Origin of the sequence: Hyalangium gracile, from assembly GCF_020103725.1 — a bacterium.
GTDB lineage: Bacteria > Myxococcota > Myxococcia > Myxococcales > Myxococcaceae > Hyalangium > Hyalangium gracile.
In genome coordinates this window covers 217295-243496 of record NZ_JAHXBG010000016.1, presented here as the reverse complement: position 1 = coordinate 243496, position 26202 = coordinate 217295, and the positions used below count along the sequence as shown (strand labels likewise).

22 protein-coding genes and 1 tRNA gene are annotated in these 26202 nt (G+C 70.0%); 9 read left to right on the top strand and 14 right to left on the bottom strand.

The window, feature by feature from the left end:
• On the bottom strand, positions 1-918 hold a 918-nt coding region (locus tag KY572_RS29880), incomplete at its 3' end, for a putative metal-binding motif-containing protein (protein WP_224246439.1).
• A gap of 85 nt (positions 919-1003) precedes the next feature.
• Complete coding sequence (gene omp85 / locus KY572_RS29875; protein ID WP_224246437.1) at positions 1004-2182, bottom strand: Omp85 family outer membrane protein; 1179 nt, start codon at positions 2180-2182, stop codon at positions 1004-1006.
• Between the two features lie 200 nt (positions 2183-2382).
• On the opposite strand from omp85, the gene KY572_RS29870 reads away from it, so the two are divergent.
• The 3 genes from KY572_RS29870 (at position 2383) to KY572_RS29860 (ending at position 9099) form a co-directional block, all read left to right on the top strand.
• Positions 2383-3891, top strand: coding sequence for an alkaline phosphatase family protein (locus KY572_RS29870; RefSeq protein WP_263452095.1), 1509 nt, complete (start codon positions 2383-2385; stop codon positions 3889-3891).
• A 46-nt stretch (positions 3892-3937) separates the two neighbouring features.
• Positions 3938-4975, top strand: coding sequence for a lysylphosphatidylglycerol synthase transmembrane domain-containing protein (locus KY572_RS29865; RefSeq protein ID WP_224246489.1), 1038 nt, complete (start codon positions 3938-3940; stop codon positions 4973-4975).
• A gap of 62 nt (positions 4976-5037) precedes the next feature.
• Positions 5038-9099, top strand: a complete 4062-nt coding sequence (locus KY572_RS29860; RefSeq protein ID WP_224246417.1) for a choice-of-anchor D domain-containing protein — start codon at positions 5038-5040, stop codon at positions 9097-9099.
• A 113-nt stretch (positions 9100-9212) separates the two neighbouring features.
• Here KY572_RS29860 and KY572_RS29855 read toward each other — a convergent pair.
• The 7 genes from KY572_RS29855 to KY572_RS29825 form a co-directional block, all read right to left on the bottom strand.
• A tRNA-Leu gene (locus KY572_RS29855) sits at positions 9213-9296 on the bottom strand.
• 81 nt (positions 9297-9377) lie between these two features.
• Positions 9378-9755, bottom strand: coding sequence for a 2Fe-2S iron-sulfur cluster-binding protein (locus KY572_RS29850; protein WP_224246415.1), 378 nt, complete (start codon positions 9753-9755; stop codon positions 9378-9380).
• A 1-nt stretch (position 9756) separates the two neighbouring features.
• A complete protein-coding gene (gene hscA / locus KY572_RS29845) occupies positions 9757-11604 on the bottom strand; it encodes a Fe-S protein assembly chaperone HscA (RefSeq protein ID WP_224246412.1) in 1848 nt (615 codons plus the stop codon).
• Entirely contained in the window at positions 11601-12167 is a 567-nt protein-coding gene (gene hscB, locus KY572_RS29840) for a Fe-S protein assembly co-chaperone HscB (protein WP_224246482.1), read from the bottom strand. The genes hscA and hscB overlap by 4 nt, the downstream gene beginning before the upstream one ends.
• Before the next feature lie 240 nt (positions 12168-12407).
• Entirely contained in the window at positions 12408-12812 is a 405-nt protein-coding gene (locus KY572_RS29835; RefSeq protein ID WP_224246405.1) for a HesB/IscA family protein, read from the bottom strand.
• 38 nt (positions 12813-12850) lie between these two features.
• Complete coding sequence (iscU, locus tag KY572_RS29830; RefSeq protein ID WP_224246403.1) at positions 12851-13258, bottom strand: Fe-S cluster assembly scaffold IscU; 408 nt, start codon at positions 13256-13258, stop codon at positions 12851-12853.
• Positions 13259-13314: 56 nt separating this feature from the next.
• A complete protein-coding gene (locus tag KY572_RS29825; RefSeq protein ID WP_224246401.1) occupies positions 13315-14676 on the bottom strand; it encodes an IscS subfamily cysteine desulfurase in 1362 nt (453 codons plus the stop codon).
• A 360-nt stretch (positions 14677-15036) separates the two neighbouring features.
• On the opposite strand from KY572_RS29825, the gene KY572_RS29820 reads away from it, so the two are divergent.
• Positions 15037-16797 (top strand): SPFH domain-containing protein, encoded by a 1761-nt coding sequence (locus KY572_RS29820; RefSeq protein ID WP_224246394.1) that lies wholly within the window; start codon positions 15037-15039, stop codon positions 16795-16797.
• A 57-nt stretch (positions 16798-16854) separates the two neighbouring features.
• Positions 16855-18264 carry a protein-disulfide reductase DsbD family protein gene (locus KY572_RS29815; RefSeq protein ID WP_407660016.1) on the top strand — a complete coding sequence of 470 codons (1410 nt, stop codon included), beginning with the start codon at positions 16855-16857 and terminating at the stop codon, positions 18262-18264.
• 21 nt (positions 18265-18285) lie between these two features.
• On the opposite strand, the gene KY572_RS29810 is transcribed toward KY572_RS29815, so the two are convergent.
• The 3 genes from KY572_RS29810 to KY572_RS29800 all read right to left on the bottom strand — a co-directional run bounded on the left by KY572_RS29810 (position 18286) and on the right by KY572_RS29800 (position 20367).
• Positions 18286-18879 carry a tRNA-uridine aminocarboxypropyltransferase gene (locus tag KY572_RS29810; protein ID WP_224246392.1) on the bottom strand — a complete coding sequence of 198 codons (594 nt, stop codon included), beginning with the start codon at positions 18877-18879 and terminating at the stop codon, positions 18286-18288.
• On the bottom strand, positions 18876-19433 hold the full coding sequence (locus KY572_RS29805) for a hypothetical protein (protein WP_224246391.1): 558 nt from the start codon (positions 19431-19433) through the stop codon (positions 18876-18878). Before KY572_RS29805 ends, KY572_RS29810 begins: the two co-directional genes overlap by 4 nt.
• Before the next feature lie 70 nt (positions 19434-19503).
• On the bottom strand, positions 19504-20367 hold the full coding sequence (locus tag KY572_RS29800) for an EamA family transporter (RefSeq protein WP_224246390.1): 864 nt from the start codon (positions 20365-20367) through the stop codon (positions 19504-19506).
• A gap of 246 nt (positions 20368-20613) precedes the next feature.
• Here KY572_RS29800 and KY572_RS29795 point away from each other — a divergent pair, with 246 nt between their 5' ends.
• Genes KY572_RS29795 through KY572_RS47435 form a run of 4 tightly spaced genes read left to right on the top strand, consistent with a single transcriptional unit; the run spans position 20614 to position 24298 of the window.
• Positions 20614-21222: a hypothetical protein gene (locus KY572_RS29795; protein WP_224246389.1), complete on the top strand. Its 609-nt coding sequence runs from the start codon at positions 20614-20616 to the stop codon at positions 21220-21222.
• A gap of 12 nt (positions 21223-21234) precedes the next feature.
• Positions 21235-21954, top strand: coding sequence for a hypothetical protein (locus KY572_RS29790; RefSeq protein WP_224246388.1), 720 nt, complete (start codon positions 21235-21237; stop codon positions 21952-21954).
• A 56-nt stretch (positions 21955-22010) separates the two neighbouring features.
• Entirely contained in the window at positions 22011-22664 is a 654-nt protein-coding gene (locus KY572_RS29785) for a hypothetical protein (RefSeq protein ID WP_224246387.1), read from the top strand.
• Positions 22665-22693: 29 nt separating this feature from the next.
• Positions 22694-24298: a sensor histidine kinase gene (locus KY572_RS47435; RefSeq protein ID WP_263452094.1), complete on the top strand. Its 1605-nt coding sequence runs from the start codon at positions 22694-22696 to the stop codon at positions 24296-24298.
• Positions 24299-24313: 15 nt separating this feature from the next.
• Here KY572_RS47435 and KY572_RS29770 read toward each other — a convergent pair whose 3' ends face one another.
• Complete coding sequence (locus KY572_RS29770; protein WP_224246386.1) at positions 24314-25177, bottom strand: DUF4388 domain-containing protein; 864 nt, start codon at positions 25175-25177, stop codon at positions 24314-24316.
• A 239-nt stretch (positions 25178-25416) separates the two neighbouring features.
• A complete protein-coding gene (locus KY572_RS29765; protein ID WP_224246385.1) occupies positions 25417-26184 on the bottom strand; it encodes a metallophosphoesterase family protein in 768 nt (255 codons plus the stop codon).
• Positions 26185-26202: the final 18 nt, after the last annotated feature.

The following is a 26202-nucleotide window of genomic DNA, read 5'->3' as shown; positions in this document are numbered from 1 at the left end:
GCTCACCGTGGCGGGCTTGGGGGTGTAGGAGCAGGCGGCCGTCATCTTGTCGCAGGTGCCGGTGCTCTCGTAGCAGGCCATATTCGGCGGGCTGTTGCAGGTGACTGAGGGCGTGCCCTTGCACGAGGCGTCCATGCCGCACTGGTCGCCCGACGTGCAGGCATCTTCGTCATTGCACGTCTTGTCCGGCAGCTGCTGGGTGTGGACGCACTCGCCCGTGGCGGGGTTGCACACGGACTCGTTCGTGTAACAGACGAGGTTGGGCGGTTGGCACGTCTTCAGGGTCCCCACGCACTCGACGGTCGAGCTGGTCCCTGGCCGGCAGCGGTCTTCCAGCGTGCACGGGTTCTTGTCATCACACGTCTTGTCCAGGCACTCGCTGTCCGCGCAGGCGGTGGCTCCGTCGCAGTCGGTGTCCCGCGCTCCCGTGCAGACCTCGGGCAGGCCCGGGTGCACCGTGTTCAGCGTGTCGTCACAGTCCGTCCCCGCCACCGTGTCGGTCTTCCGGACGTGCGTGTCACCATCGTCGTCCTGGGCCTCGAGCGTCACCTCGAACGTCTCGAAGGCCCCCAGCGGGACCGTCATGGGCTCGCCCGAGCCGTGGCGCTCCAGTACGTTGCCCGTGCAGAGCCCGTCGGCGGAGGCGTCATAGGAGGCCACCTCCATGCTCAGCTCGCGGCCCCAGTCCGGCTTGCGGAACACCGCGACAGTCACCCTCCGCTCCCCCGGCGTCTTGAACGCACCGCGCGGGATGTCCGTCTCCGAGCGCTTCCCATCCGTATCCCACGCGGACACACGGAGGCACGCGGGCGTGTAGGTGCCGTAGCTGATGGAGACCTTCACCGCGCCGTCGGCCGGTCCCTTCTCACGGCACGCGGCCAGCGCCAGGAGCAGCCCGAAGAATCCGAGATGACGCATAGGCCTTCAGCCTAATCGATCCCGGCTCAGAGAGGACGCCTGCCAATAAGGCTTTCAGCCGATCCCGGCGCGGATCCGCCGGGCCTCAGAACATGTGGCCAAAGTTCATATAGAGGCGCTGGCCACCCGCCTCGGTGGACGTCGCGTAGTCCACCCGGATCACCGCCGCGCGCCGCGCCAGGCGAATCCCCCCGCCCACTCCCGGGTGCCACTTATGCCACGGGCCGTCCGTCACCCCCGGGTGCCACACCCGCCCCATGTCCACGAACCCCACCGCGCCCAGCTTCATCGTCTGGCCGAAGAGCTTCATGTCGAACGCGTGGAAGCGCAGCTCCGTGTTCGAGAACACCTTGATGTTCCCCGCGAACCGGTTGCGCTCGATGCCTCGCACGCTGCTCATGCCCCCCACGCCCTCGGTGAAGAGCACCCCACCCGTGCTGCTCCACTCGAAGAAGGGCACCTCGCCGAACAGCATGTCCACGGAGACCCGCTGCGCCAGCACGAACCGCGACGAGAGCTTGAAGTAGCGCCGCTCGCTCAGCGCGATCCCCATGTACCGGTAGCGGCTGCCCGTCATCGGCGCCGACATGCGCACCGCCAGCTCCTCCGCGCCTCCCGTCGTCGGATCCGTCTCGCTGTCCCGCGTGTCCCAGAGCACGCCGCCGAGCACCTGCCCCGTCGGGCCGCCCTCGATGCCCACCGGGTTCATCTCCGAGAGCATCGACGCCTCGTACGGCGCCACCCGCGTGTAGCGCCACGAGTAGCCCCCATACACCTGGAACGGGTGGCTCTCGCCGAAGGGCCGCCCTCGCAGCCGCAGCCACGCGCCCGGCGAGCCCTTGTCGTAGTTGTACCGGATGTCATCCACGTCGCCGGTGAACTCCGGCGCCGAGCGGTTTCCCGCGCCATAGAAGGGGCTGCGGAACTCGCGCTTGTACTCGAAGCGCGCCTCCACCCGCATCGGGCCCAGCAGCTGCGGCCCGTCGTAGCGCACGTAGTGGTTCTGGATGCCTCGGTTGGTGAAGAACACCTGCGCGCCCAGCCCGTGCTGGTACGGCGTGTGGCCCTTTCCGTAGAGGAACATGCCTCCCACCACGCCGTAGCCCACCCCCATGTCCGAGTTGAAGCTCACCAGCGGAATGGCGATGGCATCCACGCCCTCGGTCTTCGGGCCCGGATTCTGGCTGGAGGTCGGCTCTGGCTTGGGGACGACGGTGACGGGGGATGCACCCACCACGAGAACCACGAGTGCGGGAAGCAGCATGCGAGCCTCCGTCATGCCCCAAGGGGCGGGACCCTCCAACCCCTCTCCTCCGCAGCGGGACCTGCTCGCTCGCTCACCAAGAGAGCTCACGCGCACTCACGGCTGACGTCTCCCTGCATGCTCATTTTCGCTCTTCACAACGGGGAGCCGTCAACGTGAGCAATGTTCTCACCTCAGAGTTGCAGGCATGGGCATGTGCGTTGGCCCGGCGCATCGGCCGCAAGGTTCCGCCCGTGGTGTCCAAGCACCCTCGGCGGTTGCTCGTCGTCCACCTGGATGGTGTCCCGAAGGACCTGCTGGATGAGGCCATCCGGACCCGGAGCATGCCGTTCTTCTCCCAGCTGGTGCGCTCGGGCGCGTATCACTTCGAAGAGGCTTTCTGGGGCTCGCCTGCCTCCACGCCCTTCTTCCAGGCCGGGCTGCTCTATGGGCTCGAGCATCCGAACCTGCCGGCCTACTCCTGGTTCGATCGCGAGCTGGGCCGCAAGGTCCAGATGAACACTCCGCGTGACGCGCTGCACATCGAGCAGCGGCTCGGGCAGCGCGAGGGCACCAGCCTGCTCGCCGACGGCGGGCACACCTACTTCTCGCTGTTCCAGGCGGGCGCGCGCAACCGGCTGTGCATGAGCACGCTGGCGAGCTTGAAGGTCATGGCGCGCTCCCTGTCCGCGGAGATGGAGGGGCTGCTCGTCGCTCGCACCGTGAGCCCCTGGGCCTACCTGCGCTCGTTCGGCGCGGACACCTGGCGCGCGATGCAGGAGATCTGGCGCTGGGCGCACGCCCTGGGGGACTGGCGCCACGAGCGCGGGTTCCTCCTCAGCCGCGTCATGCTGCAGCGGCTGGGCTGGAGCTTCGTGCACACCAAGGCGCTGGTGGACATGGTGCGCGGGGTGCCCGCCATCTACCTCGTCTTCGGCAACTACGACGAGGTGTCCCACCGGCGCGGGCCCCGCTCGCAGCAGGCCATCGCGGAGCTGCACCGCGTGGATGCCTACCTCGCCGAGCTGTATGCGATGGCCCGCTGCGTCGAGCGCCCGTACGACATCGTCTTCGTCACCGACCACGGCCACGTGGGCAGCCTTCCCTTCGAGCAGCGCCAGGGCCAGCACCTGGAGGACGCGCTGCTGCGCGGGCCCGGGGTGCCGCTGTCGCCCGACATCGAGCGCGGGCTGCTGGACGGGCGTCCCCTGGGGGCGGCGCGAGCGCCTCGCGGGACGGACTCTCCCGTCGTCGTGGAGTCCGGCAACTTCGCGCACGTGTACCTCACGCGGGAGCACACGCCGCTGGAGGCCGCGGAGCTCGTCGCGCACCACCGCGACGTGCTGGCCCGAGCCTCTCGGCACCCGGACATCGGGATGGTGGCGGTGCGGCGCGGCAACTCCGCCGTGGCGCTGGTGAAGGGTGGGGTGTACGGCCCGGATGACATCGCGAGCGCGCCGCTGGCCGAGGAGTTCTCCCGGCAGGCGGTGGCGGACTACCTGCGCGAGCTGCCGCACCTGAGCACCGCGGGAGACCTGGTGCTCTTTGGCGACGCCGTGGCGCCGGGCTCCACGGTGGGCTTCGCCTGGGAGTTCGGCTCCCATGGCGGCCTGACGAAGACGGAGACGCGCAGCACGGTGTGCTGGCCTGGCGACGCGCCCGTGGACCTCTCGGGCCTGAGCCACTGCGTGCGCCTGCACCAGCGGCTCTCGGAGGCCTACCGTGCCTGAGGCCGGGGGCCAGGCACCTCGGAGCAAGGCGGTCCTCCACGTGCTGATGGGCGTGCTGGGCGCCGTGATCACCGTGGTGCTGATCTCCACGGCCTTCTTCCACTGGAACGTGGGGGAGCCCGGCCCGCTGCTCGTGCCGCGCTTCCCGCTGCGGCAGTTCTTCCAGGAGCTGCCGGGCCACCTGGTCTGGCTCATCCCGTTCATGCTGCTGGAGGCCTCCATCATCCCCCTGCGAGCGCTGCAGTGGCAGCAGACGCTCCAGCGCAAGGTGCCCTTCAAGGAGCGCTACCACCTGGTGGCCATCGGCGCCTTCACGCACAACGTGCTGCCCGGGAAGCTGGGCGACATCATCCGCTCCTTCCTGCTGGCGAGGACGCAGCGGCTGCCCTTCCTGCAGTGCCTGGGCTCGGTGGCGGTGTGCAAGCTGCTGGAGTTCGCCGCGCTGATGCTGCTGGTGGCGCTCTCCTTCCTGGGCCCCTTCGGCAAGACGATGGTCCACTTCCGTGGCGCCCTGGAGGTGGCCCTGTACCTGTGCGTCGGGCTGGTGGCGCTCGTGGTGCTGCTGGCGCACTACTCGCGGCCGCTCGCCCACGCGCTCCAGCGCCGCCACCGGCTGCCCCGGCTGCAGAACCTGCTCCAGCACGTGGCGGACGGGCTGGGCACCGCGCGCAGCTTCCGGGGCATGGCGACGGCGCTCGTCTGGTCCGTGGGGCCCGTGCTGGCGCCCGCGCTGGCCTACGGGATGGCCCTGCATGGCCTGGGGATCTCCGGAGGCCTGTTCGCCGGGGCCGTCGTCCTGGGCGCCATCGCGCTGGGGCAGGCCGTGCCGGGAGTTCCGGCGGGTATGGGGCTGTACTACTTCGTCACGAGCTGGGCGGCGCGCAGCCTCGGCGCCTCCGAGGCGGATGCGGCGGCCTTTTCCACGCTCACCCACCTGGGCACGGTGCTCGCCAACATCGGCGTGGGCGCCGTCTCCGTGCACCAGCGCAAGCTGCGCCTGAAGGATCTGCGTCGCGGTGGCAGTCTGGCGCGCGAAGCCACACACCACGTGGCCCACGAGGCCGTGGAGCCCGCGACGCCGTAATGTTCGTTTTCTCGCAGAGTGGCAGTCTCGGATAGAGTCTCCCTCTCTCCAGGGAGGGCCCCGTGCTGCGACTGAATCTTCTGGCAGTGGTGTGTCTTGGATTGCTCGTCTCCTGCGGTCCTTCCGAGTCCGCGAGCGCGGCCTTGGGGGGCTCGGGAGGACGGCAGTCCACGGCGTTGCTGGCGCAGTCAGCGGCGCAGATAAGCCCCAGCCTCGTCGACTTTGGTGAACAGCCGGTCGGCGTCCCTGGCGCGGCCCGGGTCGTGACGGTGCTGAACACGGGGAGCGCTCCGCTCCAGGTCTCCGCTTCCCTCTCGGGCTCCCAGGCCTCGTTGTTCTCCGTCACGCTGGGAACGTTCACGCTGGCACCCAATGCGAGCGCGCCCTTGTCGGTGGTGTTCAGTCCCACCACGGTGGGGGTGGCCAGCGCCACGCTCGTCTTCACCACCAATGAGGCGGGCAGTCCCACCGTCACCGTGGCCCTCTCGGGCGTGGGCGTGAGCCCCTCCATCGCGGTGGACCCAACGGTCCTCGACTTCGGTGAGCAGAGCGTGGGCGGCAACGCGGTGAGGACGGTGACGGTGGTCAACTCCGGGACGGGGACGCTGGCCATCAGCAATGCCACCCTGAGTGGCTCGGGGGCCGCGGCCTACAGTGTCACGCCGACCTCCTTCTCGGTTCCGGCGGGAGGCTCCCGCCAGCTGACGGTGGCGTTCTCCCCCACGGTTCCAGGGGCCGCGACCGCCACCCTGACGCTGTCCACCAACGATGTGAACCGCCCGACCGTCACCGTCGCGATCACGGGCACGGGCGCGTCGCCGAGCGCCTCGGTGAGCCCGTCGTTGCTCGCTTTCGGTGAGCAGGGTGTGAACACCACCGTCACGAGGACGGTGACCGTGACCAACACCGGGACGGGGAACCTGCTCGTCAACAGCATCGCCCTGGGGGGCTCGGGGGCCACGGCCTTCACGGTCCTTCCGTCCTCGGGCTTCTCGCTCCAGGGTGGGCAGTCGAGGGACCTGCTGGTGTCGTTCCGCCCCACGGCCGTGGGCGCTGTCACGGCCACGCTCACCCTGAGCACCAATGATCCGGCGCGCGCCACCCTCGTCGTTCCCATCACGGGAGCGGGCGTGAGCCCCACCATCTCGGTGGGCCCCGCCGTGCTGGACTTCGGGACGGTGCCCGTGAACGGCAACAAGACGCTGACGCTGACGGTGAGCAACATCGGTACGGGCACCTTGACCGCCAACCTGACCAAGAGCGGGTCGGGTGCCGCCGCCTTCACCTTCTCTCCGGCCTCGATCGATGTGCCCGCGGGGCAGAGCCGGAGCGTCACGGTGGTCTTCAGCCCCGTGGTCCAGGGGCTTGCCCAGGCCCAGCTGGCCCTGAGCAGCAATGACGTGAGCAATCCGACGGTGACGATTGCCCTGTCGGGCTCGGGAGGGGGTGCCACGGCCGTGATGAGCCCCTCCGTGCTCGACTTCGGCGGAGTGCGGGTGGGAGCCACCCGTCAGCTGACGGCGACGCTCACCAACGCGGGGACCGCTCCGCTCATCGTGACCGCCGCCCCCACCGCGACGGGGCCCTTCACCTACGCCGGGCCGGCCTCCTTCACGGTTCAGCCCAACAGCTCCATCAGCTTCCAGGTGGCCTTCGCCCCGACGAGCCAGGGCAGCTTCACCGGGACCCTCACCTTCACGTCGAACGCGTCGAACGGCCCGACGGTGCTGAGCGTGACCGGGGTAGGGACCACCGCCCAGGCGAGCGTCAGTCCCGGCACGGTCTTCTTCGGAGACGTGCGCGTCGGCTCCGAGAGCCAGCGCAGAGCCATCACCCTGACCAACACGGGCAGCGGAGAGCTCGTCCTGCAGAGCCTGCCCGTACAGGGGCCGTTCACCGTGGCCCTCCGCTCGAGTGACGCGCTGCCCATCGTGGTGGCCCCGAACAGCTCCTTCGTCTTCGACGTCATCTTCAAGCCGACCGCGCCGGGGGCGGCGACGGGGAGCGTCAGCCTCATGACCGATCTGCCTTCCCCGCTGATGGTGAGCCTGTCGGGCACGGGCACGCTGGCGAAGCTGTCGTGGTCCGTGATCTCGCTCGACTTCGGACAGCAGCGCCTGACCCAGACCAGCGCGGAGCAGGTGGTGGTCGTCTCCAACCCGGGCACGGCCGAGCTGGAGATCACCCAGCTCCTCGTCTCCCAGCCGGACTTCAAGCTCAACGCGCCTTTGCCTCCGCCCTCGCAGGAGCAGCCGCTGCGGATCGCCCCGGGCCAGCAGAAGCTCCTGGCCCTCGTCTTCACCCCGAGCACCCTGGGCGAGACGACGGGCAAGCTCTTCGCCGTCAGCAATGCCTTCGAGCCCGCGCCCCCGGTGGAGCTGAAGGGCGTAGGGGTCGACGGCCAGCTGAGCCTGGCACCTGCCAACGTCATCTTCGGCGCGGTGGAGGTGGGTAGCTCGGTCCAGCAGGCGGTGACCGTCAAGAACACCGGCTCGTACCCGGTGAAGATCACCCAGGTGACGCCTCCCGCCGATGCGGCCTTCACCCTCTCGGGGCTGCCCACCGGGCTGGTGCTGGCGCCGGCGGAGTCCTGGACGTTCACCGTCACCTTCGCGCCCACCCGGCGCGGCGCCTTCCCCAGCAGCGCCGTCATCGAGAGTGACGCCTTCACGAATCGTCTTTTCAACCTGATGATGTCCGGGACGGGGGTGGGGGCCGCCGCGGAGCTGCAGCCCTCGGAGCTCGACTTCGGCAGCTCCAACGTGGGGCAGGCCGTCATGCGGGAGCTCGTCATCAAGAACGTGGGCGAGAGGGAGCTGGTGGTCTCCTCCATCACCTTCGCGGACGCCGCGGCGGGCCCCGTGGGTGGGGCCCTGGACTTCAGCCTCGGCGGGGGAGTGCTGCCGCTGCTGGTGGCACCGTCGCAGAGCGCCCTGGTCCGCGTGCAGTTCCTCCCGCGGGCCGCGGGCCCTCGAGCGGCTCGGGCCGTCTTGGCCACGAATGCCGGGAGCTTGGAGGCGAACCTGCGCGGCGTGGGCACCGCGTCCAGCCTGCAGCTGTCCGCGACCCAGCTGGACTTCGGGAACGTGCTGGTGGGCCATTCCGTCGCGCCCCGCATCCTCACGCTCACCAACGTGGGCACGGGCGTCCTCGTCGTGAGCGGACTGTCGGTGGGCGGGACGGACGCGGCAGCCTTCTCCGTAGCGACCCCGCAGCTTCCGGTGGCCCTGCCGGCGGGAGCCTCCGTGGATGTGGCGGTGTCGTTCCTGCCGAACGCGGAGCGGGCGTTCTCGGGCCTGTTGCAGGTCATCTCGAGCGCTCCCGCCACGCCGACCGTGGCGGTTCCCCTCAGCGGCACGGGCATCGGCCAGTCGATCCACCTATCGGAGTCGTCCCTGGACTTCGGGCGGCAGCTCGTCGGCAGCACCTCGAGCCCGCGCAAGGTGCGCATCGTCAACGCCGGCGGCAGCCCCGCCACCGTCTCGGCGCTGTTCGTGGAGGGCTCGGCCGCCTCGCACTTCGCGCTGACGAGCCCGGCCCTGCCGTTCGTCGTGGCGCCGGGCCAGGAGGCGGAGCTCTCCGTGGCCTTCACCCCGCAGGCGGAGGTGGACGTGAACGGCACGCTGAAGGTCGTCCTCGCCAACCCGTCCCTGCAGCTCACGGTGGCGCTGCATGGCGAGGGCATCCGGGCGGCGCTCACCGTCAGCCCCTCCGCGCTGGACTTCGGGCTCGTGGAGGTGGGCACGCCCTGCGGGTTCAAGGAGATCACCGTGACGAACACCTCCTCCCAGGAGCAGCGGGTGACGGCGCGGCTGAAGGAGGAGGTCGCGGCCTTCTCGGTGGACAGCTCGGAGCTGGCCACCCCCATCCCGGCCGGCGGCAGCCGCGTCATCCGGGTCTCCTTCCAGCCGCAGGGGGAGGGTGAGGTCCGGAACGAGGTGCAGGTGTTTGCCCAGGGCGCCACCGCGCCGGCCGGGGTGGTTCCCGTGAAGGGGACCGGCACGCAGGCCGAGGAGCCGCCGGGCTGCTCCAGCAGCGGCTCTGGCGCGGGCGGCTCCGTGACGCTGGCCCTGCTGGCGCTGGCGGCCCTGGGGGCTCGCCGCTGGCGGTGGGCGCGCGGGTAGGACAGCCCGGGGAGGGGGCTCCGGAGGCAGCTCTGGAGCCCGTCCTTCCCGCCCAGGGTGGGAAAAGAAAAAGGGCCCCGGCGGTGAAGCCGGGGCCCTTCTTTACTTCAGTGTGCCCAGGAGAGGACTCGAACCTCCATGCCCTTGCAGGCGCTAGACCCTGAATCTAGTGTGTCTACCAATTCCACCACCTGGGCAGGTGGGGTGCTGTGCTGCTGTGGGGGCGGACATATAGGGAACCGCCGCGCCCCCGTCAAGCGGAACCGACTACGAGAACATCACTTCTTGAGCGGCCATTTCCCTTCGGCCTCCAACTGGTGCCTCAGGGCCGGGTTCTCGTCCATGAAGGCCGTCAGGGACTCCTCGGTGATCTCCACCAGGAGGTCCTCCGCACCTACCTCTGACTGGCAGCTGAGCCGGGAGTAGGGCCGGACGTCGAAGCCCATGTCCAGCCGGTCCATCTCCGCGTCCGTCTGCTCGGAGAGCGAGTCCAGCCCCTTGCGGATCCACACATGGCAGGTGGAGCACCCGCACACCCCGCCACAGCTATGTCCCACGTGGGCGCCGCACCCCTCGGCGGCCTCCAGCAGGGTGGTGCCGGGCTTCACCTCGGTGGTGACATCGTCCAGCGGGCTCTTGAAGTGGACCTTGGGCACCTCAGTACTCCTCCACCGAGTGTCCGGCGACCACCTGGCGGATGGCCTGGTTCATCACCCGCTCCACGAAGGGCCGGGACACCTCGTCCAGGGCGTGGATGGCCTGCTTGAGGGCGTGGGAGTCCTCCCCCTTGGCCAGCTCGCGCACCCGCTCCATGGCCGCCTCGATGGCCGCCCGCTCGCCGTCCTGGAGGAGGGCGCCATGCTCTCCGAGCTGCTTGGCGGCATCCGTGAGCACCCGCTCGGCCTCCACGCGCTGCTCGCGCACCTGGCGCAGCTGGATGTCCTCCTCCGCGTGGTCGATGGAGTCGAGCAGCATGCGCTCGATCTCCTCATCCGTGAGCCCGTGGCTGGGCTTCACGGTGATGGACTGGGTGACGCCGGTGCTCTGCTCCTGGGCGGTGACGGAGAGGATGCCGTCGGCGTCCACCTGGAAGCGCACCTCCACGCGGGCCATGCCGGCCGGCATGGCGGGGATGCCCGAGAGCCGGAACCGCGCCAGGCTGCGGCAGTCCTCCACGGCCTCGCGCTCGCCCTGGAGCACGTGGACGTCCAGGCCCGTCTGCTCGTCCTTGAAGGTGGTGAAGACCTGGGCCGCCGCCGTGGGGATGGTGGAGTTCCGGGGAATGAGCTTCTCGACGATGCCGCCCATCGTCTCCAGGCCCAGCGACAGGGGGATGACGTCCAGCAGGAGCACCTCGTCCTGCCGGTCCGCGTTGGTGAGCAGGTCCGCCTGCACCGCCGCGCCCAGCGCCACCACCTGGTCCGGGTCGATGTCGCCCAGCGGCTCGCGGCCGAACTGCTCCGCCACGAAGCGGCGCACCGCCGGCACGCGCGTGGCCCCGCCCACGAGGATGACGCCGTCCAGCTCCGCCGCCGTCACGCCCGCGTCCTTGAGCGCCCGCCGGCAGACGATGCCCGTCTTCTGGATGAGCGGCTGGATCCAGGCCTCGAAGTCCTCGCGCTTGATGAGCTGGCGGTGGCCGGCGGCCACGAGCTCCACCTCGGGCGCGTCCGTGAGCGCCTCCTTCGTCCTGCGCGCGGCGGCGAGCACCTCCGCCACCAGGGAAGGGGAGGGCGAGCCCTGGCTCATGGCCTGGAGCACCCGCTGGGCAATGGCCCGGTCGAAGTCATCGCCGCCCAGCGCCGAGTCTCCGCCCGTGGACTTCACCTCGAAGACGCCCTCCACCAGCTTGAGGATGGAGATGTCGAAGGTGCCGCCGCCCAGGTCGTACACCGCGAAGGTGCCCTGGCTGCCCTTGTCCAGCCCGTAGGCCAGCGCCGCGGCGGTGGGCTCGTTCAGCAGCCGGAGCACCTCCAGCCCGGCCAGCCGGCCCGCGTCCTTGGTGGCCTGGCGCTGGGCGTCGTCGAAGTAGGCGGGCACGGTGATGACGGCCTGCTCCACCTTGCCGGCGAAGTGGGACTCGGCGCGGCGCTTGAGCGCGCGGAGGATCTCCCCGGACACCTCGATGGGCGTCACGGGCTGGCCGCCCGCCACCTCGAAGCGCACCACGGGGCCGGAGCCCTGGGAGAACTTGTAGTGGCCCAGCTTGCGCGTCTCCGGGTCCTCCGGGCTGCGGCCCATGAAGCGCTTCACGGAGATGATGGTGTCGGTGGGGTGCTCGGCGGCCAGCTTCCGGGCGCGCGCGCCCACCACCACGCCGCCGTCCTTGGCGTAGTGCACCACCGAGGGCAGCAGCCGCGCGTCGCCCTCGTCCGCCGGCAGGCACTGGGGCTTGCCCTGGATGACCGAGGCCACCAGCGAGTTCGTGGTCCCCAGGTCGATGCCCACCGCGTACCCCTTGGGCTTCAGGGGATCGTGGATCTGCAGATAGCCGTTCTTGCTCACACCACCGCCTCCTCCTCGAACTCCTCTACCTGCTCGAGGAAGCGCGTGAAGTACCTCACCCGTCCCAGCGCGTGCGATGCCTTTTTCACCAGGGCCGGCTCATCCTCGCCGTCGTGGAGGGCCCGCAGGGCGTTGGCGGCCTCGGTGAGCGCCTCGCGCTGGCGCGCCGTGACGTCCACCGCCATGGCCTGGGCCCGCGTCAGGTCCCGGGCGTGGATGGCCCCCTCCAGCTCCTCGCGCAGCTCCAGCACCTCCTCGAGGAACTCGGCGGGCATGTCCTTCTGGGTCCCCGCGTCCTCGCGGTCCATGTCCACCCCATGCAGCTTGAGCAGGTAGAAGGCCCGGCGAGACGGATCCTTCAGCGTGCGGTAGGCCTCGTTGAGGGTGGTGGTCTGCTCCAGCGACAGGCGCCGCTCGCGGGCGTCGGCCTGGGCGAAGCGGTCGGGGTGGAGCTGGAGCGACAGCTCGCGGAAGCGCCGCTCCAGGGTGGGCACGTCCACGTCGTAGCTCGGCGGCAGCTCGAAGAAGTCGAAGAGGGTGGCCCCTGGGGGCCTCGCGGCGATCTTTCCGCATCCCGGGCAGAAGGGCCGCCCGCCCGTCTCCCCCTCGCAGTTCCAACACTTCACGGTGTCACTCCTCGCGGGCGAAAATGAAAAGGGCCCGGTCTCGTGCCGAGCCCCCTGAAATGTCGGCTGGCTCATGGCCGCGCACGGGCGGGGTGCCAGGGAGCCGTTAATTCTCCCCACCGCCTTCCGCCAGGGGGAGAGGGGCCTGCGCGCTCGCTCGGGCCGGGAGTGTCCGGGCTAGATGGTGAAGCTCTCGCCGCAGCCGCACGCGCCCTTCACGTTCGGGTTCTGCAGCTTGAAGCCGGAGCCCATCAGCGTCTCCTCGAACACCAGCTCCGTGCCCATCAGGTACAGGTAGCTCTTGGGGTCCACGAAGACGCGGACGCCGTCGCGCTCGAAGACCTTGTCGCGCTCGCGGGGCTTCTCGGCCCACTCCATGGCGTACTGGAGGCCCGAGCAGCCGCCGCCCTTCACGGCCAGGCGCAGCCCGGCCTCGGGCGTCTGGCGCTGCTCCAGGAGGACGCGCAGCCGCTTCACGGCGCTGTCGCTCAGGATGATGCCCTTGCCGGCGGGTTTGCCGGCGGGCACGGGGGCAGACGCCGCCTGGGGCTGCTGAATCTGTGGGGTCGCCTGCTCGCTCATCACTGCACCTCTTCCCGCCCGTTCCCGGGGCTGATGGATCAGGACGCGGTCTGCTTCGTCTGCCGCGCCTGGCGCTTCTTCTTGAAGTCCTCGATGGCCGCCTTGATGGCGTCCTCGGCCAGCACCGAGCAGTGGATCTTCACCGGAGGCAGCGACAGCTCGCGCGCCACATCCTTGTTGGAGATGGTCATTGCCTGGTCCACCGTCTTGCCCTTCACCCACTCGGTGACGAGCGAGCTGGAGGCGATGGCCGAGCCGCAGCCGAACGTCTTGAACTTGGCGTCCTCGATGAGGCCCTCGTCGGAGATCTTCAGCTGCAGGCGCATGACGTCGCCGCAGGCGGGCGCGCCCACCAGGCCGGTGCCCACGTTGGGGTCTTCCTTGTCCAACGTCCCGACATTGCGGGGGTTCTCGTAGTGCTCGATGACCTTGTCGCTGTAAGCCATGGGGACTCCTTCACGAATCTTTTAACGCAGGCGGGGGGTCGGCAACAGCCTGCCGGCTAGTGTGCCGTCCACTCGATGCTCTTGAGGTCGACGCCTTCCTTGGCCATCTCGTAGAGGGGGCTCATGTCCCGGAGCTTGCGGACCTTGTCCACCACCAGCCGGACCACGAAGTCCACCTCTTCCTCGGTGTTGAATCGTCCGATGCCGAAGCGGATGGAACTGTGCGCCATGTCCTCCTCGACGCCGCACGCTCGCAAGACGTACGAGGGCTCGAGCGAGGCGGAGGTGCACGCGGAGCCGGAAGACACCGCCACGTCCTTGATGGACATCATCAGCGCCTCGCCCTCCACATAGGCGAACGAGACGTTGAGGTTGCCCGGCAGCCTGTGCTCCAGGGAGCCGTTCACGGTGACCATGTCCAGCTGGCCGAGGATGCCGGTGCGCAGCTTCTCGCGCAGGCGGAAGATGCGGGCGGACTCCTCGGCCATCTCCTCGCGGGCGATTTCGGCGGCCTTGCCGAAGCCGACGATGGAGGACACGTTCAGCGTGCCGGAGCGCATGCCGCGCTCGTGGCCGCCGCCGTCGATGATGGGGGCGATGCGCACGCGCGGCTTGCGGCGCACGTAGAGGGCGCCCACGCCCTTGGGGCCGTATATCTTGTGAGCGGAGATGGAGACCAGGTCCACCTTCAGCTCCTCGACGTTGAACGGGAGCTTGCCGATGCCCTGCACGGCGTCACAGTGGAACAGGACGCCCTTGTCGCGGCACAGCTTGCCGATCTCGGCGATGGGCTGCACGGTGCCGATCTCGTTGTTGGCGAACATGATCGACACCAGCACCGTCTTGTCGGTGATGGCGGCGGCGAGCTTCTCCAGGCTGACGCGGCCGTCCTTCTCCACGTCCAGGTAGGTGACGCGGGCGCCGCCGGTGGGGAGCGCGGCCCACTTCTGGTACTGCGCGTCCTCTTCAATCCGGTGCTTCGCGGACAGCTCCGCCAGGTTGTCCTGGGTGACGTCCGTCTCGGCGAGCTGCGACAGGCGCAGCATCTTGAGCTCGTCCAGGCGCTCCTGGCGGATGCGCTCCAGGCGCTTGCAGGTGTCGAGGACGGCCTTGTGCTCCGTCTTCAGGGTGATGATGTGGTCACCCTTGGCCTTGTAGAACTCGAGCACGCCCTTGATGGCCAGGTTGTCGGACTCGGTGGCGCCGGAGGTGAAGACGATCTCCTTGTCCGAGGCGCCGATGAGCTCCGCCACCTGCTTGCGGGCCTTCTCCACGGCGGCCTCGGCCTTCCAGCCGAAGGCGTGGTTGCGCGACGCGGCATTGCCGAAGTCCTCGCGCAGGTACGGCAGCATGGCCTCCAGCACCCGCGGGTCCAGCGGGGTGGTGGCGTGGTTGTCCATGTAGATCGGCAGCTTCATCTCAACGAACCTTCCCGCTGGCCTACATTGTCCCACTCAATGTGGACCAGGACGGTCTAATATTAAAGCGAGCGCCTCGCGGTCAAGGAAACATAAGAGCGGCGCGGGCTCCATCCCGGGAGCGGGGCGCGGGCGCCTTCCAGGGCTGGGCTGGCCGAACAGTCAGTCAGGGTGGGGGGCATGCCGCCGCGCCACCTTGGGGCAGCCTGCTCTTCCCGTTCCGACCTGGTGCAGCCCCGCCTGCACCCTTCCGGGCCAGTCGCGCCAGATTGGATCACTCGCATCCCGTAAGTGCCTGGAACCACGTAAACCTGGACTTGGCCGCTTCTCTGCACTGCGTCCCCCTCGGAGGGCGAACGCATGAGCGCCAACGGCAAGCAGAGCAGGACGAATGGGAACAACGTGGCCATCGAGTCCGAGATGCGGATGCAGCTGGTCAAGGACGGCGGTGGTGGCGGCAACGGCGTGAACGGCACCCGCTACGAGCACGGCTGGCGGGCCGGCAAGCCCGAGGAAGATCCCGAGAAGATGAAGAAGTGGGGCCTCATCACCGCCCGCCCCAGTGAGTTCCTCATCCACATGCGCCGCGGCCGCGTCCGAGAGGTCTCCGGCCAGGGCGCCAGCTGCTTCAAGTGGCCCGGTGACGCCGTCGCCATCGTCCCCACCAGCGTCCAGCGGCTCCAGTTCACCGCCGACCAGGTGACCAGCGAGAAGGTCGGCGTCGCCGTCACGGGCCTGGCCGTCTACCGCATCGTCGATCCGCTCGTGGCCTTCCGGATGCTCAACTTCTCCTTCCCGGAGCGCGCCTCCGAGAAGCTCCAGGAATTGCTGCGCGAGATGTTCGTCGGCGCGGCCCGGCGCCTGGTGGCCAACCTCTCCGTGGAGGAGTGCCTCACCAAGCGCAAGGAGGGCATCGCCACCGAGCTCATGCGCGAGATTGCCCCCGTCGTCTCCGGCCGCGGTCGGCTGGATGACAGCACCGACGCCGGCTGGGGCGTCGTCATCGACACCATCGAGATCCAGGACGTCCGCGTCCTCAGCGGCACCGTCTTCGAGAACATGCAGGCCCGCTACCGCCGCGAGCAGGAGCGGCAGGCCCGCGAGGCGGAGCTGGCCAAGGAGCGCTTCCTGCGCCGCGAGGAGGCCGAGGCCGAGCGCGTCATCGCCCTGACGAAGCTCGCCGCGGACGAGGAGGTCCGCCAGAAGCGCACCGTCACCGAGGAGCAGGCCCGACTGGAGGCCCTGGCCTCCGAGGCTCGCGTCGCCGAAGCGCAGCTCGTGCAGGAGCGCACCTTCAAGCAGGGCCAGGCGGCCACCGAGCGCGAGGTGACGCTGGCCAAGATGAACGCGGACATCGAGGTCCGCCAGCGCAAGCAGCAGGCCGATGAGGCCGCCCGGCTCGAGCAGCTCGCCACCGAGGCTCGTGTCGCCGAGACGAAGCTCGCCCAGGAGCGCTCCCTCAAGCAGGGCCAGGCCGCCGCCGAGCGCGAGCTGGCCCTCAGCAAGCTCAACGCCGAGCTGGAGCTGCGCCAGCGCAAGCAGGAGGCGGAGGAGTCCGGGAAGCTGGGGCAGCTGGCCTCCGAGGCCCGGCTGTCCGAGGCCCGCCTCTCGCACGAGCGCGCCATGGCCGAGGCCCAGCTCACCCACGAGCGCAACCTGGCCGCCGCCCGCGCCCAGGCCGAGCTGGAGCGCATCCGCCACGAGCAGGAAGCCGCGGCTGCCCGCCACGAGGGCGAGCTGGCGTCCACCATGCAGGAGGTGGCACGGCTCAAGGCCCAGGTGCAGGTGGCCCAGGCGCGCCGCGCCATCGCCGAGGCGGAGCTGGCCATCGCCGAGCTGGAGTCCCGGAAGCTCAACACCGTGCAGGAGCTGGAGCTCAGCCGCGCCCGCGCCATGCGCGACATCGAGAACACGCTCAGCCAGGAGGCCATCCAGATGACGCTGGCGCAGCAGCTCCCCCAGGTGGCGGCCGCTTTCCAACAGAAGATGGGCGAGGTCCACGTCACCTCCGTGGATGGGGCCAATCCCTTCGGGTACATCGCCGCCGCCGTGGAAGGGGTGATGGGGCTCGCGCGTTCTGCCGGCCTGAAGGTTCCCAGCCCCACCCAGCAGCCGCAGTAACCGGCTCCCGGTTCGGCGTATATAAGGAGGGCGAGGGAGCACAGGAGGTCGTCAGCCTTGAAGAAGGTCGGAATTCTCGCCGCGGTGTGCGGCATCGCCGTGGCGGTTGTTCCCTGGCTCATGCCCACCGGCCCCACCGCCGGGCTGGATGCCTCCCAGTTCCTCGCCTCGGGGAGCCTGTTCCTGGGGGCCGCCGTCGTGTTCGCGGGCGGCCTCCTCACCTCCCTGACGCCCTGCGTCTACCCCCTCATCCCCATCACCGTGTCCGTCTTCGGAGCTCGCAAGGCGGAGGGGCGAGGCAAGGCGCTGGTGCTCACCTCCTCGTACATCATCGGCATGGGGGTGGTGTTCAGCGCGCTCGGAGTGCTGGCGGCCAAGACGGGGCAGGCCTTCGGCGCGATGCTGGGCCACCCCGGGGTGGTGACGGGCCTGGCGGTGTTCCTCCTGGTGCTGGCCACCTCCATGTTCGGCGCGTTCGAGCTGGCGCTGCCCTACGGCCTGCAGCAGCGGCTGAACTCGGTGGGCGGCGCGGGCCTGGCCGGCGCGTTCCTCATGGGCAGCGTGTCCGGGTTCCTCGCCGCGCCGTGCACCGGGCCGGTGCTCACCGGACTGCTGGCCTTCGTGGCCAAGTCGGCGAACACCACGCTGGGCGCGGGGCTGCTGTTCATCTACGCGCTCGGCATCGGTGTGCCCTTCTTCCTCATCGGCGTCTTCACCGTGCGGCTGCCTCGCGGCGGCGAGTGGATGGAGTGGGTGAAGAGCGTGCTGGGCATCATCCTCGTGGCGCTCGCCATCTCGTACCTGAGGGATGCGTTCCCCTGGGCTCGCGACACGGTGAAGGCCGTGTCCTCGCAGGTGGGCCGCGTGCCGGGCGCCTTCATCACCGGGGCGCTCACGGCGGTGGGCGTGGTCCTCGGTGCCGTGCACCTCTCGTTCAAGGCCGGGGCGCGTGAGTTCGCCATCAAGGCCGTGGGCGTGGCGCTCGTGGTGGTCGCCATCGTCATCCGCGTGGGCGCCATGGACGCGGCCCCCACCGGACAGCTCTGGGTGAAGCTCGGCTGGGCGCAGCCGCCCCAGGCGCCGACGTTCCAGTGGCACCACGTGATGCCCGCCAAGCAGGCCACCTTCTCTACCGAGGAGTTCGACCAGGTGCTCGCCCGCGCCCGCAGCGAGGGCAAGCCGGTGATGATCGACTTCTTCGCGGACTGGTGCGCGGCCTGCAAGGAGCTGGACCGCGAGACGTATCCGGCTCCCGAGGTCATCTCCGAGTCCGGGCGCTTCCTCAACATCAAGATTGACGCCACCAACAGCGAGGACGCGCTCGATGCGCTGATGGAGCGCTTCGGCGTGGAGGGCCTGCCCACCGTGGCCTTCATCTCCTCGGGCGGAGAGATTCTGAAGGCCCCGCGCGTCACCGGCTTCCTGGAGCCCAAGCCGTTCACCGAGGAGCTCAAGAAGGTCCGCTGACCCTCCACGCCTCCACCGCGCTCACTCCCACATGCCCCCGAGCCGGCCCCGGCTCTCCAGCACCCGATCGATCATCAGCTCGTGCAGCGCGTAGAGCTGCCGGGCCAGCTCCTCACCCTCGAGGAGCGCCACGGCGCCCGCCATGGCCTCCAGCGTGGACATGCCCTCGGGGTTGGGCGGACGGCGGAGCCTTCGGGTATTCGGCGGCGGCGGCGGCAGCGACAGCCCCGGCAGCCTGCGCAGCGCGGGGAGCCGCTGCACCATCCTGCGTGCCTGGCCCCAGCTCCCGTCCAGCACGATCAGCCGTCGAGGCGGCGGAGCGTCCGGAGCGGGCGGCTGCGTGTTCGGAAAGAGGATCCACGTGTCCGGCTCCTCCAGCACCGAGCCATCGAAGCGCTCGCCCGGAGCGCCATACGTGAGCACCCGGCAGCGGGGCAGGGCGAGCGCCGCCATCCGCGCCGTGTTGGTGGACTTCTCCTTCTCCTTGTTGTGGCGGATGACGAGGAACTCGGTGCGCGTGTCCAGGCGCGGCACCTCCGCGCACAGGCACAGGCGCGTGGGCAGGTAGCACCTCGGGCAGCGGCCCGCGAGGTCCACCGGGGTGCGAGACCTCATGTGCTGATCTTGTTGGTACGCCGGTACTGCTCCATGAACTCGCGGGCCTCGCGCAGCTTCTGCTCGACGAAGCGATCCTCCGCGTCCGGCTCGTAGTCGTCCGGCATGTCCACCTGGAAGAGCGCCGACAGGCCCGCGGGCGACACCTCGAGCCACTCCGCGGTGCGGCCCAGCGCTACCGGGCGACGGCCCGCGAACGTCTCCGGGCCATCCTCCGGGCCACAGCGGCAGATGCGCGCCGAGTCTCCCGTCACGTCGATGTAGAGCCCGAGCACCTCTCCATCCAGCTCCGCGGCGAGCGTGCAGGTGAGCTCACTGACGTACGCGGCCAGGGCGTGGGCGGCGGAGCGCTCGGTGAGCGAGCGCACCATGAAGACCTTCCAGCCGGCCTCCGTCAGCGTCCCCGCCTCATCGATGGGAGCCAGCTCCGCGGGAGGAGCCTGGATGCGAGACAACAGCCGCCGGACGGGCGCGTCGATGCGCTCCAGGCGCGCCGTCGAAGCGGGGCAGAAGAACAGGACTCGGTAGTCGCGGCTGTCGGAAGGGGGTTCCATACGGCACGGCGCTGAGAGAGGGTCTCCTAGAACAAGACTTCTAATAGTAGCAAACAGGCATTTGCGCTATTCAAGAAGTACCAGAAATTGATGGTAAAGGCGAATCCGAGGCTCGTGGCTCCGTCGCAACCCAGACACCGAGGGCCAGGACGATGGTGCCTCCGAGCAGGCCCAGGGGGCCGAGTGCCTCGTGGAATGCGCCCCAGCCGACGAGGGTGGCGGTGAGCGGCTCCATATAGGTGAGCGCGCCCGTGGCGGAGGTGGGGATGCGCCGCAACCCGGTGTTGAAGAGGATGTTGCCGGACAGGGCGCACAGCACGCCGCCAGCGACGACCCAGAGCGCCGACGGCTCGAGCGGCGGCAGGGCGCCTCGGCCGAAGAAGAGCAGCAGCGTCACGACGGAGACGGCGGAGTGCACGGAGGTGACGCCCAGGGGAGACCAGGCGCGCGCGGCCTCCTTGGCGCAGAACACGGTGATGGCGAAGAAGATGGCGCTGGCGCCGCCCAGCAGCGCCGTGCCTCCCGAGAAGTCCGCGCCGGGCTTCCAGATGAGCAGGGCCAGCCCCAGCAGAGTCAGTGGAGCCCCAACGAGTGCCCGGGGCGAGCGTGGCTCCCGAGCGACCCACGGCGCGGCGAGAGCGACCAGCAGCGGGGCCAGGTAGTGGGTGAGCACGGCGACGGCGACGGGCCCGCGGTTCACGGCGGCGAAGAAGAGGGCCACGTTGGCGGCATCGGCCACGCCCATGATGACGAGGGCCACGGTGGCGCGGCGATCCGCGAGCGCCTTCCTGCTCAGCAGGAACGGGGCGGGCAGGGCCATGGTGAGCAGCGCGAGCAGGGCGTTCTGGACGCCGGTGAGCCCCGCGGGGCGCAGGAAGAGCGGCCAGAAGCCCCAGAGGGTGGCCCCCGCCGCGACCATGACGAAGTACTGCACGTGAGCTCCTGAAGGTTCGGGACAGGCCGCCCCGAAGGCGCGCAGCGTATGCCACGGCGCGCGGATGTGAACCAGGACTGCGGTGTAGGTGCGGGGCAGGGCTCTCGGCGGCAGGGCGGCCAGGCGTCAAGCGCGGCGTCAGCGACCGTCAACGCCGGTGACGGTGGGGTGGCCAACCCCGCGAGAAGACGGGTGCGGAGCGCTGGCACAGCGAGTGCTCAGTGGGTGGGCGGAGGAGGAACACCCATGAGCCTGACGAGTGAGCTGCGCATCGCCCTCCACGAGGTGGGAGTGGCGCTGCGCCGACCCGAGGAGTTCACCCTGCGCTGGAGGGACCGGGGGCTGGCGCCTGGCCCGCGGCCCATCATCTTCCCGGTGCTGCTGGCCAACGCGGCGCTGGGCATCGCGGCCTATGGCCTGGTGATGAGGCTGCACGAGGGCTGGGGCGGGATGCTGGAAGGGATGGTGAAGGCCCCACTGGCGGCGGGGCTGGCGTGGACGCTGGCGCTGCCGGCGCTCTACATCCTGAACTCGGCGCTGGGCTCGAAGCTGGATGCGTCCACCACGCTGCTGGCGGCACTCACGACCATCAGCTTCGGATCCCTGGCGCTGCTGGCGAGCATCCCCATCACCTGGTTCTTCGGGCTGGCGCTGCCCTACGGCTTCGTGCGCGTGGCGGTGAACCTCATCGTGTTCGCGGGCGTGGGGGTGTGCATGGTGGACGTCTTCCTGCGGACCATGAAGGCGCTGGAGCCCGGGCACAGCCGCGCCTACGCCGCGCTCTGGCTGGTCCTGGTGAAGGTCATCGGCGCGGAGCTGATGTGGCTGTTCTCCCTCTTCCGCTTCGACGCCTGATTGGAGGCCATCATGGACGCTGCTTCGACGCTCGATTCCCTTTCGCTGCCGACTCCCGAGCCCGTGCCGGGGCCCATGCCCGGGATGTTCGATCTCATCCTGCGCGGCGAGGCGCGCCTCCACCGCCTGCTGCGGGACGAGGCGGGCCTGCCCGAGGTGATCCAGAAGCTCCTGGCGCTCTCCGTGCTGGGGCTCGTCATCCACGGGGGCGTGCTGGGTCTGGCCGCCTCGATGTTCTCGCCGAGCCCTTCGCTGGCCTGGTACCAGGCGGGGCACCCGGTGGTGTGGATGCCGCTGGCGCTGATCGGCTCGCTGCTCGGGGCGCTGTGCATCTGCCTGCCGTCCTTCTACTTCTACACGCAGCTGTCGGGGCTGGACGCCTCGTTCCGGCTGGTGACGGCCCAGGCGCTTCGGGCGCAGGCGACCACGTCCGTGCTGCTGCTGGGAGTGCTCCCGTTCTACGCGGCGTGGCTGCTGGGGACGGTGGTGGGTGTGTTCGACGCGCCGGGCACCGCGCTGCTCGCGGGCCTGGGCCTGCCCTTCGTGGTGGGGCTGCTGGGCATCCGCGCCGTCTACCGCGGCTTCCGCGACATGGCCGAGCACCTGCCCGTCAGCCACAAGCGCCGGGGCCAGTTCGTGAAGCGGCTGGTGCTGTGCTGGGGCGCTGTCTACAGCGTGGTGGCGCCGGTGGCCCTGTACCGGCTGGGCGAGGTGCTCGGCGCCCGGCTGTGAGCCACTGCTCCGGTTTCAGTCGCTGAATCCCTGACGAGAACGAGGAGGGCACGCCCATGGGCGTCGTGGAGACCTGCATCCTGTATCTGTTGCTGGGCGGTGTGGTGGCGGTGGCGCTCGTGCTGCGCGCCGAGGGCAAGGGCGCGGGCGTGCGAGTCGTCACCTTCGTGGCCGGCGTCTTCTTCTGGCCGGTGTTCGCGCCGTTCCTGCTCGCGCCCGCGCGGCCGGCGGCGCCGGTGGCTCAGCCCGCCCGAGCGGCGCAGTCCCGGCTGCTGGCGGCGGTGGGGCAGGTGGAGGGGCTCGCGGCGGACGTGCTGCGGCCCGAGGTGGCGCGGCTGCGCGGGCTGGTGGAGGCAGTGGGGAAGATGGAGGCGCGGGTGGCGGAGATGGACGCGCTGCTGGCGACGCCCGAGTTCGACAGGGCCGCGGCGTCCCGGCAGCTCGAGGCGCTGTCCAGGCGCGGGCTGCCGCCGGAGGACGCGCGGGTGCAGAGCGTGCAGGCCCGGCTGAAGAACATGGAGCGGCTGGGGGCGATGCGCGAGCGGACGTCGGCGGACCTGGAGCGGGTGGTGCTGCAGCTGGAGGAGATGGGCTCGCGGCTGCAACTGCTCAAGTTCGCGGGGAGGCCGGACGCGGAGCTGGTGGAGCTGCTCCAGTCGGTGGCCTCGAGCGTGGAGGAAGTGACCGAAGGGCTGCTCGCGGCGGGCTGAGCGGCTCGGGTTCTGTCAAAGTCCGCGGGATGGGGCCTCTCTTCGCCTACAGCCTGGTGCCCGTCGTCTCGGTGGCCTTGCTGCTGTGCTTCACCGCCACGCTCCGTGCCCGGAACGCGCGAGGGCTGGCCTTCTACTGTCTGACGGTGGCGGCGTGGAGCGGCACGCTGCTGATGCTGTGCATGCCACGGACGATGTGGTTGGGAGAGCGTCTCGTGTCGATCGGCACCTTCACGGCCGCGGGGTTCCTGCACGCGGCCTACAACGTCACGGGCCAGCGCTCGTACCGGCTGGTGGTGTTCGCCTATCTCGTGGCGCTGGGGCTGACGGTGCTGGGAGCGGTGGAGCCCAACGTCCTCTATGGCCCACTGGCGATGACGCGGGGGCCGCTGTTCTGGCCGGCGATGGTGCTGGCGGTGGTGGCGGCGACGGTGCCGCTCGTCCATCTGCTGCGCGCGTACCGGGTGGCGCCGGCCGAGCGGCGTCCGCTGCTGCGCGGGGTGGGCATCGCCGGGGTGATGACGTACTCCGGCGGCGTCTCCAACGCGATGCTGCTCTCGAGCGGATACGCGCTGCCGTTCGGCATGTACCTGGTGCTGGGCGGGCTGCTGGTGCTGGCGCAGGTGATTGGCGGGCACCAGGCGGAGAGCGATCGCCGGCTGCTGGAGCGAAGCCTGTTGTACTCGGCGCTGGCGGCGGTGCTGTCGGCGGGCTTCCTGTTCGGGGTGCTGACGCTGATGGCCGGCAGCGGGCAGCCGTTCCTGGTGGAGTACCGGGTGGGCGCGTTCTTCCTGCTGGCGCTGGCGGCGCTGGCGTTCGAGCCGGTGCGGCAGGGGTTCCAGGAGTGGCTGGGGCGGCGGCTGCTGAAGGGCAGGGCGGCGGCGAGCGAGCTGGCCGAGGAGCTGGTGAAGCAGGAGGAGCGCGCCGACCAGTCGGCTCGGTTGGCGGAGCTGGGACAGTTCACGTCGGCGGTGGCCCATGAGGTGCGCAACCCGCTGGGAGTGCTCGCGGCGCACCTGAAGCTGCTGGAGCGCAAGGGGGCGGATCCAGAGGCGCTCTCGGCGATGCGGGAACAGATCGACCGGGCAAGCCACTTCGTGGACGAGCTGCTGCGCTACGGCAGGCCGAGACCGCTGGAGCTGCGGCGGGTGGATCTGCGCGCGACGGTGGCGCTGGCGTACTCGACGGCCCGGCAGGGCCTGGGGGCACTGGCGCCCGAGACGGCGTTCGAGCAGCCGGACGGAGAGATGCTGGAGCTGGAGGCGGATCAGGCGCAGCTCTCGCAGGTGCTGGTGGTGCTGTTCGAGAACGCGCTGCTGGCGCTGAGGGACGTTCCGGCGCCGAGGCTGCGAGTGATGTGCACCCAGGAAGCAGAGCGGGTGCGCGTGGTGGTGGAGGACAACGGGCCGGGGATTCCGCCGGAGCTGTTGCCGCGCCTGTTCCAGCCCTTCGTCACGGGGCGCAAGCGCGAAGGACCGAGACCGGGCACGGGGCTGGGGCTGGCCATCGCTCGCGGAATCGTGGAGCGGCACGGCGGGCGCGTCACGGCGGGGAAGGCGGAGCTGGGAGGCGCCCGGTTCGAGGTGGAGCTGCCCAGGACGCAGACCGTGATGGCCGCCGCGACGGGCGCGTGAGCCTCGAAGCGGGCCTCACTCACTCTGGGTCTTGTCGGGCACTGCCCACCACATCCACCGGGTGCCGGGCTTCCTGTCCCACCAGTTCAGACGGCGGTTCGCATGGTCGGTCCAGGGCCGAGTCTGCCGCGCGCTCTCGAAGGTGTCGGGCCCCGGTGGAGGTTCGTACGTCTGCGGGAGAGACTTCCGCTGCGCGGGCGCGGACTGCGCCGGAGTGGCTCTGGCTCCGTCGGAGGCGAACAACCCCAGCAGCTGGCTGGTCCGCACGCTGATGCTCTGGAGCACGTCTCGTGGCTGTCCGAGCAGGAGGAGCTGCGGCCACTGCCAGCCCAGGATCTGGAGGAGTGCCCTGTCTCCCTCCAGCCTCCCGCATCGCGCATGGACGAGCTCTCCCGAGTGCACATAGAGCTTGCCTCGCTGGTTCTCCCTGCACACCAGCAGCCTGCACGTGGCGTGCTCCTGGTGGAGGACCTGGAGCAGGCTGGGGAGCGTGACGCTCGGAAGCTGAGCGCGCACCCTCTCCTCCAGGCACGTCCGGATCCGGGAGACGAGCTCGTCGCCCTCCAGGGACAGCGGGAGATAGGGAATCTCCGATGGCACCTTGGAGGAGGCTCGCCCCCGCCTCCTGCGCGAGCTCATCACCATCACCGGTACTCGGGGGCGCCGGTTCAGCAGGTACACCAGGAGCTGGAAGTCATCCAGCACCGGGATGGACTGCGCGGTGAGCAGCAGATCCACCTTGCGTGTCTCCATGACGCTCAGGGCCTTGGGCGCTTCCGTCACCGTGAGCACCGAGAACTCATCGCAATGAATCCGGAAGGCCGACGCCACGGCTGCCTTGACGGAGGTATCAGCCGTCACCACCAGGATGGTTTTCACGGAGTGCTCCTCGAGGAAGGCAACCACGAGGCGCGGTGCGGGCTCGTGGAGGGATGTCCTCATGGTGGAGCAACACGGATGCCAGAGTTGGAGCGCGCTTCCTTCGAGCGGGCGCCTCACGGATCCTCTCGGCGGGGAGCAATTCGCCGCGTGTCAGGCGTGGTGCGTGGCGTTTTGCAACGGGGCCCGAGCCGCATACCGGCGGCCAGCGGCAGGAACCGTCCCGCTCGGTGGAGGCTTCACGCCGGAGCGCGTGTCAGCAGGACGGCACGAGCATCCACGTTGAGCACCTGGGCGCCGCCCTCGAACGTCGCGAGCGGTGACTCCCAGTGGGAGTGCCCGCAGACGACGAGCATGCCGGTCCTTGCACGGACGGCCTCGCGGATGGCGGCGTTGCCTCGGCGCTCTTCCAGGGGGAAGTCCGGGCCCTCGTGCAGCAGGAGGAGCTCGGGCTCCTGGCGCAGGACTCCGCGGATGTGCTCCAGCTGGTCCGCTTCGTCGCGGCGACCGGGCTTGTCGGTCCGGCCGATGATGCCACTCACTCCGCCCAGCACGAGGCCATCCAGCTCTCGCACCTCTCCATCCAGCAGGTGGATGCCTGCTTGCTGGCGGAAGCGCTCCCGCTCGCGAGAGCTTCCGAAGGTGTCGTGGTTGCCCGCCACGCCCGCCACCCAGCGGAACTGCGCGGCGAAGGCATTCCAGACGCTCCGCACATCCCCCGAGGCTCCGCGCACGTTCGCGCCAGGATCCGAGAACAGATCCCCCATGAGAAGGATCCCGGTGTGGCTCGGGTGGGGGAGGTCTCCCGTCTCTCCCATCAGGGCCAGCTCATCCGCCAGCACCTCGCCGAGGAGCGTGGCGGCACCGTCGTGCAGCGCGTGAGGTGCCACCCCCTGGAGGTCCGACAAGGCGATCAGCGCCTCGATGTCCGAGGGCAGGGCGTCGACGGTGGCGCGCAGCAGCGGAAGCGTTGCGACCTCCGAGCCGCCGCGCGAGGCGGCGTTCATATAGGACCACTCGTGCAT

What these genes read in the sequence shown, in the direction of transcription:
- omp85 (WP_224246437.1), bottom strand. Translation starts at nt 2,182, where the DNA reads ATGCTGCTTCCCGCACTCGTGGTTCTCGTGGTGGGTGCATCCCCCGTC.
- KY572_RS29865 (WP_224246489.1), top strand. Translation starts at nt 3,938, where the DNA reads ATGGGCGTGCTGGGCGCCGTGATCACCGTGGTGCTGATCTCCACGGCC.
- KY572_RS29835 (WP_224246405.1), bottom strand. Translation starts at nt 12,812, where the DNA reads ATGAGCGAGCAGGCGACCCCACAGATTCAGCAGCCCCAGGCGGCGTCT.
- iscU (WP_224246403.1), bottom strand. Translation starts at nt 13,258, where the DNA reads ATGGCTTACAGCGACAAGGTCATCGAGCACTACGAGAACCCCCGCAAT.
- KY572_RS29825 (WP_224246401.1), bottom strand. Translation starts at nt 14,676, where the DNA reads ATGAAGCTGCCGATCTACATGGACAACCACGCCACCACCCCGCTGGAC.
- KY572_RS29820 (WP_224246394.1), top strand. Translation starts at nt 15,037, where the DNA reads ATGAGCGCCAACGGCAAGCAGAGCAGGACGAATGGGAACAACGTGGCC.
- KY572_RS29810 (WP_224246392.1), bottom strand. Translation starts at nt 18,879, where the DNA reads ATGAGGTCTCGCACCCCGGTGGACCTCGCGGGCCGCTGCCCGAGGTGC.
- KY572_RS29805 (WP_224246391.1), bottom strand. Translation starts at nt 19,433, where the DNA reads ATGGAACCCCCTTCCGACAGCCGCGACTACCGAGTCCTGTTCTTCTGC.
- KY572_RS29795 (WP_224246389.1), top strand. Translation starts at nt 20,614, where the DNA reads ATGAGCCTGACGAGTGAGCTGCGCATCGCCCTCCACGAGGTGGGAGTG.
- KY572_RS29790 (WP_224246388.1), top strand. Translation starts at nt 21,235, where the DNA reads ATGGACGCTGCTTCGACGCTCGATTCCCTTTCGCTGCCGACTCCCGAG.
- KY572_RS29785 (WP_224246387.1), top strand. Translation starts at nt 22,011, where the DNA reads ATGGGCGTCGTGGAGACCTGCATCCTGTATCTGTTGCTGGGCGGTGTG.
- KY572_RS47435 (WP_263452094.1), top strand. Translation starts at nt 22,694, where the DNA reads ATGGGGCCTCTCTTCGCCTACAGCCTGGTGCCCGTCGTCTCGGTGGCC.
- KY572_RS29765 (WP_224246385.1), bottom strand. Translation starts at nt 26,184, where the DNA reads ATGAACGCCGCCTCGCGCGGCGGCTCGGAGGTCGCAACGCTTCCGCTG.